The organism is Clostridium sp. AM34-9AC (genome assembly GCF_003480225.1).
GTDB lineage: Bacteria > Bacillota > Clostridia > Lachnospirales > Lachnospiraceae > Acetatifactor > Acetatifactor acetigignens.
The window spans coordinates 54,869-66,287 of the sequence record NZ_QUIU01000024.1 but is presented as its reverse complement, the minus strand read 5'-3'; the positions used below and the strand labels follow the sequence as shown (position 1 = coordinate 66,287).

General features: G+C 48.3%; 9 protein-coding genes. All 9 read left to right on the top strand.

Features of this window, described 5'->3' with window-relative positions:
- Window positions 1-111: 111 nt before the first annotated feature.
- Window positions 112-1,581, top strand: a complete 1,470-nt coding sequence (gene spoIVA / locus DW835_RS13920; protein WP_117465700.1) for a stage IV sporulation protein A — start codon at window positions 112-114, stop codon at window positions 1,579-1,581.
- 288 nt (window positions 1,582-1,869) lie between these two features.
- Window positions 1,870-2,694, top strand: a complete 825-nt coding sequence (locus DW835_RS13910) for a purine-nucleoside phosphorylase (protein ID WP_022312465.1) — start codon at window positions 1,870-1,872, stop codon at window positions 2,692-2,694.
- Window positions 2,691-3,140, top strand: coding sequence for a cytidine deaminase (gene cdd, locus DW835_RS13905; RefSeq protein WP_334303223.1), 450 nt, complete (start codon window positions 2,691-2,693; stop codon window positions 3,138-3,140). The genes DW835_RS13910 and cdd overlap by 4 nt, the downstream gene beginning before the upstream one ends.
- Window positions 3,137-4,441: an amidohydrolase gene (locus tag DW835_RS13900; protein WP_118503919.1), complete on the top strand. Its 1,305-nt coding sequence runs from the start codon at window positions 3,137-3,139 to the stop codon at window positions 4,439-4,441. Before cdd ends, DW835_RS13900 begins: the two co-directional genes overlap by 4 nt.
- A 68-nt stretch (window positions 4,442-4,509) precedes the next feature.
- Entirely contained in the window at window positions 4,510-5,940 is a 1,431-nt protein-coding gene (locus tag DW835_RS13895) for an NCS2 family permease (RefSeq protein WP_118731305.1), read from the top strand.
- Between the two features lie 103 nt (window positions 5,941-6,043).
- Window positions 6,044-7,762, top strand: coding sequence for a hypothetical protein (locus DW835_RS13890; protein ID WP_181969154.1), 1,719 nt, complete (start codon window positions 6,044-6,046; stop codon window positions 7,760-7,762).
- Between the two features lie 82 nt (window positions 7,763-7,844).
- Window positions 7,845-7,991, top strand: coding sequence for a hypothetical protein (locus DW835_RS18075; protein ID WP_181968655.1), 147 nt, complete (start codon window positions 7,845-7,847; stop codon window positions 7,989-7,991).
- Between the two features lie 3 nt (window positions 7,992-7,994).
- Window positions 7,995-8,993, top strand: a complete 999-nt coding sequence (locus tag DW835_RS13885) for a WYL domain-containing protein (protein ID WP_022312471.1) — start codon at window positions 7,995-7,997, stop codon at window positions 8,991-8,993.
- Window positions 8,994-9,128: 135 nt separating this feature from the next.
- Window positions 9,129-11,405: an anaerobic ribonucleoside-triphosphate reductase gene (gene nrdD / locus DW835_RS13880; protein WP_347475421.1), complete on the top strand. Its 2,277-nt coding sequence runs from the start codon at window positions 9,129-9,131 to the stop codon at window positions 11,403-11,405.
- Window positions 11,406-11,419: the final 14 nt, after the last annotated feature.

The following is an 11,419-nucleotide window of genomic DNA, read 5'->3' as shown; positions in this document are numbered from 1 at the left end:
TACGGGGATTTGATAGCATTTCTTTACTAACTTTCCAGTTAATTCATAATTGCTTGCATCCTGCATATACATATAACACCAATGGCAGGAGGTATTTTTATGGACTATGCAGTGAATACATACGATCTGTATCGGGATATACAACAAAGGACGGGAGGGGAAATCTACATAGGGGTACTGGGACCGGTGAGGACCGGAAAGTCTACATTTATCAAGCGCTTTATGGATGAAATGGTGCTGCCCTATATGGAGGATGAACATGCCAGAATGCGGGCGCAGGATGAACTGCCTCAGAGCGCGGGAGGTAAGACCATTACCACTACGGAGCCAAAGTTTATTCCCAACGAAGCGGCAAAGGTGCGACTGAATGATGATATTGAAGTATCGGTACGGCTGATCGACTGTGTGGGATATATGATCGACGGTGCGGCGGGACACATGGAAGAAGATGCGGAGCGCATGGTGAAGACTCCCTGGTCGGAGGAAGAGATTCCGTTTACCCAGGCGGCAGAGATCGGCACGGATAAAGTCATGCGGGATCATTCCACCATCGGTCTTGTGATCACTACGGACGGCAGTATCGGGGAACTTCCCAGAAGCAATTATCTGGGAGCGGAAGAGAAGACAATCCTGGCGCTGAAAAAGTCCGGAAAACCCTTCCTTGTGCTGGTGAACAGCCAGAAACCTTATTCCGAGGAGACCAGACAGGTAGCGGAGGAAATCGGGAAGAAATACGATGTGGCCGTGATGCCGGTGAACTGCGAGCAACTGAAAAAGGAAGATATTAATCGCCTTCTGGAAAAAATCCTGTATGAATTTCCTCTGACAGCAGTGGAATTTTATTTCCCGAAATGGATGGATATGCTTCCGGTGGATCATGCGGTAAAACAGGACCTGTTAAGACAGATCCGGGAATTGATGAACAGCTATGACCGGATTCGGGATGTGGCGGGACACCCTGTGGAATTGCAGGGAGATTATATTCAAAGCTGCAAGATGGAGCCGGTGCAGTTGTGGAACGGTATTGTTCCGGTACAGGTAGGAATCGACGACAGGTATTATTACGAAATGCTTTCCGGAATGTTAGGAGAGAACGTAGAGGATGAATACCAACTGTTGAATAAACTAAAAGAGTTGGCAGAAATGAAAAAGGAATATACGAAGGTGCAGGATGCATTGTCCATGGTGAAGATCAAAGGCTACGGCGTTGTGACTCCGGACAGAGAAGACATTGCACTGGAGAAACCGGAATTGATCCGCCATGGCAACAAGTTTGGTGTCAAAATCAAGGCCAGCAGCCCCTCCATACATATGATCCGCGCAAATATCGAGACAGAGATCGCTCCCATCGTGGGCACAGAACAGCAGGCTCAGGATCTGATCCATTTTATCGATCAGGCGGAGGCGGAGCACGGTATCTGGGAGACTAATATCTTCGGCAAGACTGTGGAACAGCTGGTGGATGACGGCATCACCACGAAAGTTGCTTCCATCGGAGAAGAGAGCCAGCTGAAACTCCAGGATACCATGCAGAAGATCGTCAACGACAGCAACGGTGGCATGGTTTGTATTATTATATGATTCCATAACCCACCCATGGAAAGTCTGCAAGACTGCCTGCAGGCAAAACAGACTTTCTATGAGGGGAGTAAACACACATGAGCAGGGGAGGACGATAGTCCGAAATGCGAATGTGGGTTACAATTTCGAGAGTGCGAAGCACGGAGAAATTGTATGGGATGTTAGCTTTCCATTGCTTTTTTCCCGTGCATTTTGTATAATACCTTTGTTGACTTTGCTTTATTTTTCTGAAAAACAGGAAGAATATTTGCTAAATTGCATGAAAATACGGCTAAACGGAGGATATAGATGAATCAGGTATATGCAAAATTACAGAACTGTTATGAGTGTGTGAGAAAAAAGACGGATTTTGTACCTAAGGTGGCGATCGTTTTGGGATCGGGCCTGGGCGATTATGCGGAACAGATCCGTGTGGTGACAGAGATCCCTTATGCGGAGATCGAGGGATTTCCTGTTTCCACCGTACCGGGGCATGCCGGTAAATTTATCTTCGGTTATCTCGATGAGATTCCTGTGGTGTGTATGAAGGGAAGAGTACATTACTACGAAGGTTATGATGTGACGGATGTGGTACTGCCCACCAGACTGATGAAACTGTTAGGCGCTGAGATTCTGTTTCTGACCAATGCGGCAGGCGGTGTGAATACTTCTTTCCATGCCGGTGACCTGATGCTGATCAGAGATCATATTTCCGTGTTTGCCCCCAATCCTCTGATCGGTGCCAACATGGATGAACTGGGACTGCGTTTCCCGGATATGAGCCATGTGTATGACAAGGACTTACAGCAGATCATCCGTGAGACCGCGAAGGAGAACGGTATCTATTTACAGGAGGGTATTTATACCCAGCTGACCGGCCCGTCCTTCGAATCTCCGGCAGAGATCCGTATGCTCCGGACACTTGGCTGTGACGCGGTAGGCATGAGCACAGTGGTGGAAGCAATTGCTGCCAACCACATGGGAATGCGGATCTGTGGCATCTCCTGTATCAGTAATCTGGCGGCGGGAATGACAGATCAGCCTCTGAATCATGAGGAAGTACAGGAAGCTGCGGATATGGCAGCTCCCAGATTCAAGAAGCTGGTAACGGAATCTGTGAAGAAATTTGTATAGACACAGAGAAAAAGGAGATGCGGATGATCCAGGAGACAGAAGAAAAGGCATTGGTCAGCCAGGCATTGGAAGCCAGAAAACTGGCATATGCTCCTTATTCCGGTTATACGGTGGGAGCGGCACTACTGACTGCGGATGGACACAGATACCTTGGCGGTAATATTGAAAACGCTTCTTACGGAGCTACGAACTGTGCGGAGCGTACCGCCTTTTTCAAGGCGGTCAGCGAGGGAGAACGGGAATTTACAGCCATTGCCATTGCCGGAGGAATATCCGGAGAGGCACCGGTGGAATATGCGTATCCATGCGGTATCTGCAGACAGGTGATGCAGGAATTTTGCAGGGATGATTTTGTGATCTACGTGGTAAATAGTGAACAGGATTATCAACGCTATACCTTAAAAGAATTACTTCCCTTTGGATTTGGAGGAGATGCAATCAGATGAATATCAGATTATATAATGCACGAATTCTCACCATGGAACCCGGCAGAGAAGTCTTCTATGGTGAAGTATGGGTAAAAAACGACAAGATCGCCTATGTGGCGGAACAGAAAGAACTTGCGGAGGAATGGGACAAATCCCAGTTCCCCAGAATTGCGTGGGATATCGAACTGGATTGCAAGGGAAACCTTCTGATGCCCGGATTTAAAAATGCACATACCCATTCCGGTATGACTTTCCTGCGTTCCATGGCAGATGACCTGCCTCTGGATCAGTGGCTGAACAAGCAGGTATTTCCTCTGGAAGCAAAACTGACCGGTGAGGACATCTATGAACTGACCAGACTGGCAGTGCTGGAATACTTGACCTCAGGAGTGACTTCCATTTTCGATATGTACCTGACACCGGATACTATTGCTGAGGCCTGTCTGGACACCGGAATGCGTTGTGTACTGGTATCCGGACTGAACAATTTCAGCTCTTCTCCAAAACAGGTAGAAGAGGAGTTTTTAAAATGGAATAAGAAGAATTCCCTGATCAGTTACCAGCTGGGATTTCATGCGGAATATACCTGTTCCAAGGAACTGCTCTGGAAAGTGTCGGAAATGGCACATCATTACCGGACACCGGTATATGCCCATATCTCCGAGACGGAGAAGGAAGTGGAAGAGTGTAAGGCTCGCTACGGAATGACACCGCCCATGTTCTTAGACTCTCTGGGAATGTTTGATTTTGGCGGAGGCGGTTTCCACTGCGTTCATGTGACGGAACAGGATATGGATGTTTTCCGCAGACATCGTATGTATGTGATCACGAATCCCGGCTCCAACACGAAACTGGCCAGTGGCATTGCACCCATTGCTGATTATGTGCGGCACAAGATCCCGGTAGCCATTGGAACCGATGGACCGGCCAGCAATAACTGTCTGGACATGTTCCGGGAGATGTTCTTAGTCACCGGCTTAAGCAAACTGTTAGAGAAGGATGCGTCCAGCATGGATGCCGTGGAGGTACTGAAGATGGCAACGGTGAACGGTGCCAAGGCAATGCGCCTGAACCGCGCAGATGTTCTTGCAAAGGGAAAATATGCAGATCTTATTATGATCGATCTGCACCAGCCCAATATGCAGCCCATTCACAACATCCCCAAGAATCTGGTTTACAGCGGCAGCAAGTCCAATGTCTGCATGACCATGATCGGCGGCAAGATTTTGTATCGTAACGGAGAATTTAATGTGGGAGAGAATCCGGAACGTATTTACACAAAATGCGAGAAGATCGTAAAGAGACTGTTGACTGAGTAAGAAAAATAACTCAGAAGACATAGAACGGAGCTCCCCGCATGGCTCCCAGAATACTTAGGAGGGAAAAGATGTTAGAAAAAATCTTCAAACTGAAGGAAAACAACACCACCGCAAGGACAGAGATCATTGCCGGACTGACCACGTTCATGACCATGGCTTATATCATAGCCCTGAATCCGAACCTGCTGACCGGTTTTGGCAAGGATACCATGCCGGAGCTGTGGAACGGTGTTTTCCTGGCAACCTGTATTGCATCTGCCATCGGTACCATCGTAATGGCATTTCTGGCAAATAAACCGTTTGCCATGGCACCCGGAATGGGACTGAACAGCTTTTTCGCAGTCGTAGTAACCAATATCGTAGCCCTGACCGGAATGACCTATGTGGCATCCTTCCAGTCGGCTCTATGCATTGTCCTGATCGAGGGCATCGTGTTCCTGGTTCTCTCCGTACTGAACATTCGTGAGAAGATCGTAGATGCTATTCCTCTGGGCGTGCGCCTCGGTATTGCACCTGCCATCGGTCTGATGCTGTTAAACATCGGTGTAGGCTCCAATGCAGGCATCTATTCCGAGAACGGCGGACCTTTCTATGCTATGAGAGACTTCTTCGGTGCGCTGACACCTTCACTGGCTAAGACCAATATGGGCTCCGGCTATTCCGCAATGGTTCTGTCTGTTGTCACTATGTTCGTAGGTCTGTTTGCCATTGTTGTTCTGGCACAGAGAGGTGTTAAGGGTGCTGTATTACTGGGTATGCTGATCTCCAGCATCATCTACTGGGCAGGAGAGGCTATGTTCCTGGGAACGAATCCCTTTGCTTCTCTGGCTGCCGCATCCTTCGTACCGGCCTTCGGAGATATGGCTTCCACCACACTGTTTAAGTTTGACTTCCGGGGATTTGCAGAGATTGGCTGGTTTACCGCTATCACTCTGATCATTACCTTCTGTATCATTGATATGTTCGATACCATCGGTACTCTGGTAGGAACCGCAAGCCGTGCGGGAATGCTGGATAAGAATGGCAAGATGCCGAATATGAAGCAGGCACTTTTATCTGATGCGGTAGGTACTGTAGCAGGTTCCTTAACCGGTACTTCCACCGTTACCACCTTCGTAGAGTCTGCCTCCGGTGTGGAAGCAGGAGGCCGTACCGGCCTGACTGCACTGACTACCGGTATCATGTTCCTGGCATGTATCTTCATCGCACCCATTGCCGGAATCATTCCTGCGGCAGCTACCTCTTCCGCATTGATCTATGTGGGTGTCCTTATGGTAGCAGGTCTTAAGAATGTAGATTTCGATGACATCTGCCAGGCGCTTCCCGTGGCTCTGATGATGATCGCCATGCCGATCTCCGGATCTATCGGACATGCCATCGGTATCGGTCTGATCACCTATACCGTTATCAAGGTATTTACCGGTAAAGCTAAGGACGTATCCGTACTTACCTATGTATTATCCTTGATCTTCCTGTTAAAGTTCTTTATTGTCGCATAAAGAGTTTTACAAATAAGAAATATAAAAAACAGGTCAGAATATGGGGGCGGGCACTGCACAGGGCGGTGCCTGCCTTCTTATATCCGGAAAAGTGAGAAAAAATATGGAATTTGTTGTATTTGCGGGCGTATTGCTTTTGCTTTTTATATTTATGATAGTGCAGGAGCTGATACAGACGAAAAATCAGGAAAAACTTTTCAAGAAGTATCTTCGTGAAAATTACGGAAAAGAACCACCGAAGGAATATTCACTGGAGCGGTTTGCAAGACTGGGCAGCTATCTGGAACGGCATAAGGAAGAGAAGCAGCTGGATGATATCACATGGAACGATCTGGGAATGGACGAGGTCTTTCGCCGGATCGACCGGACCTATTCTGCGGCGGGAGAGGAATATCTGTACTATACGCTCCGGAATATTTCCTGCGGGAGAGAGGCACTGGAACATCTGGAAGAAGTGGTTAACTGGCTGCAGGAGCAGGAGAATATAAAAGTAAGGATCCAGCTGTTGATGAAACGGCTGGGACATCTGGGAAAATATTCTCTCTACGATTATCTGGATAACCTGGATTATCTGGGGGAGCGTTCCAACCGTAAGATTGTGCTGGGAAATCTGCTGTACCTTCCATTTCTCCTGTTATTGTTCGTACAGCCTGCGATGGGTACCATAGGAATCGTCTTGTGTATGCTCTGGCATATCATGACATATTTTCGGGAGAAAAAAGTGATCGAACCGTATATTATCAGCTTCGCTTATGTATTACGGCTGATCGATGTATGTGAAGAACTGGAGAAGCAGAAAATACCGGTATACAGGAGAGAACTGGATGAACTTCGGGAGGCACTGAAGAGCCTGCGGGAGTTGAGGCGGGGAGCCTATTGGGTCATGGCTGGAAATCAGGGAAAGATTGGTGGAAATCCTCTGGATATCCTTGCGGATTATCTGCGGATGATATTGCATCTGGATATCTTTCAGTTTAACCGGATGCTGGAAAAGCTGCGGAAAAAGACCGGACAAGTGGAAACCATGCTTGCAATCACCGGGTACCTGGATATGGCCATATCCGTAGGCGGATTTCGGAAATCTCTGGAAGGGTACTGTATTCCGAAACTGGAAGAAGATACGGAGAAAGCTTTTCTGCATATGAAAAAGGGCTGGCATCCGCTGTTGTCACAGCCGGTGAAAAACAGTATCCGGGCGGACAGAGGAATTCTGCTTACGGGGTCCAATGCTTCCGGTAAATCCACGTTCTTAAAAATGGTGGCGGTGAATGCCGTCCTGGCACAGACGATCCATACCTGCGCGGCGGAAAGTTATCATGCACCGATATTTCAGATCTTTTCCTCCATGGCCCTGCGGGACAGCATGGAAAACGGGGAGAGCTATTATATTGTGGAGATCCGGTCATTGAAACGAATCCTGGATGCAGCCGGGGAACGGAGAACTCCGGTGCTTTGTTTTGTGGATGAGGTGCTTCGGGGAACCAATACGGTGGAGCGGATCGCCGCGGCAACGCAGATCCTGATCCGTCTGGCGGAGAGCGGAACGCTTGGTTTTGCCGCTACCCATGATATTGAAATGACGGAGCTTTTGAAGGAATACTATGACAACTATCATTTTGAGGAAGTGATCCGGGACGGTGATATCCTGTTCCCCTATCAGCTGCTGCCGGGAAAAGCATCCACCAGAAATGCGATCCGTCTGCTTCAGATGATGGGGTATGAGGAACAGATCATAAAGAAGGCTTCCGGACAGGCGGAAAATTTTCTTAAGACAGGAAAATGGATAAATACCCCGGCGGCCATATCCGAAGGGACCACTTGACGATACGGGGATTTCGTTGGTATACTTCTAATACATGCAATAGTTTCGGGATACAAAGATATCGGGAAAAGGAGAAGACATTATGGCAGTAAGCTTTTTGAATTCATTTTTATCTTATCTGGTAGTACTGGCAGTCATTGCGGTTGTAGGTGCAGTGGCCATTACGTTGGGAATCACTCTGCGCAAGAAAAAGAATGCAGCAGAGGAAAAGAAACAGACAGAAGAATAATCCATGGCAAAATCTTCGGGACAGAAATTAAAACTTTTATATCTGATCAAGATGCTGCGGGAGAACACGGATGAAAACCATCCAATGAGCACACCGGATATCATCAAATATCTGGAAAATCAGGGAATCCATGCAGAGCGCAAGAGTATCTACAACGATATGGAATGTCTTGCGGATTTCGGCTATGATGTGGTGCAGGTGCAGAGCAGACTGGGAGGCGGATATTATCTGGGCAGCCGGGAGTTTGAACTTCCGGAATTAAAGCTGCTGGTGGACGCGGTACAGTCTTCCCGGTTTATCACCACGAAAAAATCCAGAGAACTGATCCGGAAGCTGGAGCAGATCGCCGGGAAAAACGATGCCGGTAAACTGCAGCGACAGGTCTATGTGGCCGGAAGAGTCAAGACGGAGAATGAGAGCATTTATTACAGCATTGATGCGATCCACCGGGCTATTCAGGAAAATAAGCAGATCTCTTTCGTCTACCTGGACTGGAATCTTAAAAAGCAGCTGGTGCCCAGACCAAACGGCAACAAATGCGTCAGTCCCTGGGCCCTGATCTGGCGGGAGGAAAATTATTATCTGGCCGCCTACGACAGTGAAGACAGAGTGATCAAGCATTACCGTGTGGACAAGATGGGACAGGCGGAAGTGACGGATCTGCCCAGAGAAGGAGTGGAACAGTTTTCACAGATCGATGTGACCTCCTATACGAACCAGACCTTCGGCATGTTTGCCGGAGAGGAGAGCGTGGTGACCATGGAGTTTCCGGTGCGCCTGACCGGCGTGGTACTGGACCGCTTCGGAAGGGAGACGGATATCCGTCCCATGTCGGAGGAAGTGTTCCGGATCCGGGCAAAGGTGGCGGTCAGCGGACAGTTCTTCGGATGGCTGGCCGGTATCGGACAGGGGGCCCGTATCGTAGCGCCGGAAGCGGTACAAAAGCGCTATGTACAGTGGCTTTCAGATATTTTACGGGAACAGTCACAGGAGGCGGAATAAAAAGTTACCCAAAATTTGAAAAATTTTTTTGTATAGTTTTCTAAGGGATCCCTCGTTGACAAGCCAGGGATTCTTTTTTATACTGATACATAACACCCACAATATATTGCTTTTTGATGACTACAGATACCATATATGGTATCTACAAACGTTATCGTAAGTGAGGGGAATACAGTAAATCCGGGCAACAGCCGGGGATTATCGGATGAAGGGAAGAGAAAGATGAGCAGTAATTTTGAACATGCCCATGAAGAAAATGAAGATTATGGCAAAAAGTTCAGACCGGACAGAGAGATCTACGTCGTTAAAAAGGACGGGAGCAAAGAGCTTTTTAATGTACAGAAGGTGATCAGCGCTGTAGGCAAGAGTGCGTACCGTGCCCTGACAAAATTCACCAGAGAAGAAAAAGAGCAGATCTGCCGCTATGTGGTAGAAAAAGTAAATGAACTGGAAGTGGATGAAGTACCCATTCCCATTATGCACAATATTGTGGAAAGTGCCTTAGAGCAGGTAAAACCGGTCGTTGCAAAAAGCTACCGCGATTATCGCAACTATAAGCAGGATTTTGTACGGATGCTGGATGATGTCTACAAAAAGAGCCAGTCCATCATGTACATCGGAGACAAGGAAAATGCCAACACGGATTCCGCACTGGTATCCACCAAGCGCAGCCTGATCTTTAATCAGCTGAACAAGGAATTGTACCAGAAGTTCTTCCTGACCACGGAAGAGATCCAGGCCTGCCGGGACGGTTATATTTATGTCCATGACATGTCCGCCAGAAGAGATACCATGAATTGTTGTCTGTTCGACGTGCAGAGTGTACTGACCGGCGGATTTGAGATGGGCAATATCTGGTACAATGAGCCGAAGACACTGGATGTGGCGTTTGATGTTATCGGCGATATCGTTTTAAGTGCAGCCAGCCAGCAGTACGGCGGATTCACCGTACCCAGCGTGGATCTGATCCTGGAACCGTATGCTGAGAAGTCTTATAACAGAGCGCTGGCAAAATATGAGCGTCTGGGTATTGCCGCAGATGTGGCGGAAGCAGAGGCACTGGCAGATGTCCAGAAAGAATTTGAACAGGGCTTCCAGGGGTGGGAGTACAAGTTCAATACTGTGGCCAGCAGCCGTGGTGATTATCCGTTTATTACCGTGACCGCAGGAACCGGCACCGGTAAATTTGCAAAGATGGCGACTATTACCATGCTGGATGTCCGCAGAAAGGGACAGGGCAAAAAGGACCACAAGAAGCCTGTATTGTTCCCTAAGATCGTATTCTTATATGATGAGAATCTGCACGGCCCCGGAAAGCCGCTGGAGGATGTTTTCGAGGCAGGTGTGGAATGCTCTGCCAAGACCATGTATCCCGACTGGCTGAGTCTTACCGGCAAGGGCTATGTGGCAAGCATGTACAAGCAGTATGGCAAGATCGTATCTCCCATGGGATGCAGAGCATTTCTGTCTCCATGGTATGAGAGAGGCGGCATGCATCCTGCAGATGACAAGGACCAGCCGGTATTTGTGGGACGTTTCAATATCGGTGCGGTATCCTTGCATCTGCCTATGATTCTGGCCAAGGCAAGAAAAGAAAGCAAAGACTTTTATGAAGTGCTGGATTATTATCTGGAACTGATCCGTCAGCTGCATATCCGGACCTATGCTTATCTGGGAGAAATGCGTGCGTCCACGAATCCTCTGGCATATTGCGAGGGCGGTTTCCTGGGTGGACATCTGAAGCTGACAGACAAGATCAAACCGTTACTGAAATCCGCTACGGCCAGCTTCGGCATTACTGCATTAAATGAACTGCAGGAACTGTACAACGGCAAATCACTGGTGGAAGACGGTGCATTTGCGGTAGAAGTTCTGGAGCATATCAACCAGAAGATCTCCGAGTACAAGGAAGAGGACGGCAATCTGTATGCCATCTACGGAACTCCAGCGGAGAATCTGTGCGGTCTTCAGGTCAAGCAGTTCCGTGAAAAATACGGTATTATCGAGGGTGTATCCGACCGAGAATATGTCAGCAACAGCTTCCATTGCCATGTGACAGAGGATATTACGCCGATCCAGAAACAGGATCTGGAGAACCGTTTCTGGGATCTGAGCAACGGCGGTAAGATCCAGTATGTAAAATATCCCATTGATTACAATACCGAAGCCATCAAGACACTGATCCACAGAGCCATGGATATGGGCTTCTACGAGGGTGTCAATCTGTCTCTGGCTTACTGCGACGACTGTGGCCATCAGGAACTGGAAATGGATGTATGTCCTGTCTGCGGCAGCCGGAATCTGACCAAGATCGACCGTATGAACGGCTATCTGTCTTACTCCAGAGTACATGGAGATACAAGACTGAACGATGCCAAGATGGCGGAGATCGCAGAGCGGAAAAGTATGTAGAGACAGGATGGACA

Excerpts from the sequence above, each read along its gene's own strand:
- nrdD (WP_347475421.1), top strand. The coding sequence starts at position 9,129 with ATGGTATCTACAAACGTTATCGTAAGTGAGGGGAATACAGTAAATCCG.
- DW835_RS13900 (WP_118503919.1), top strand. The coding sequence starts at position 3,137 with ATGAATATCAGATTATATAATGCACGAATTCTCACCATGGAACCCGGC.
- DW835_RS13885 (WP_022312471.1), top strand. The coding sequence starts at position 7,995 with ATGGCAAAATCTTCGGGACAGAAATTAAAACTTTTATATCTGATCAAG.
- DW835_RS13910 (WP_022312465.1), top strand. The coding sequence starts at position 1,870 with ATGAATCAGGTATATGCAAAATTACAGAACTGTTATGAGTGTGTGAGA.
- DW835_RS18075 (WP_181968655.1), top strand. The coding sequence starts at position 7,845 with ATGGCAGTAAGCTTTTTGAATTCATTTTTATCTTATCTGGTAGTACTG.
- DW835_RS13895 (WP_118731305.1), top strand. The coding sequence starts at position 4,510 with ATGTTAGAAAAAATCTTCAAACTGAAGGAAAACAACACCACCGCAAGG.
- DW835_RS13890 (WP_181969154.1), top strand. The coding sequence starts at position 6,044 with ATGGAATTTGTTGTATTTGCGGGCGTATTGCTTTTGCTTTTTATATTT.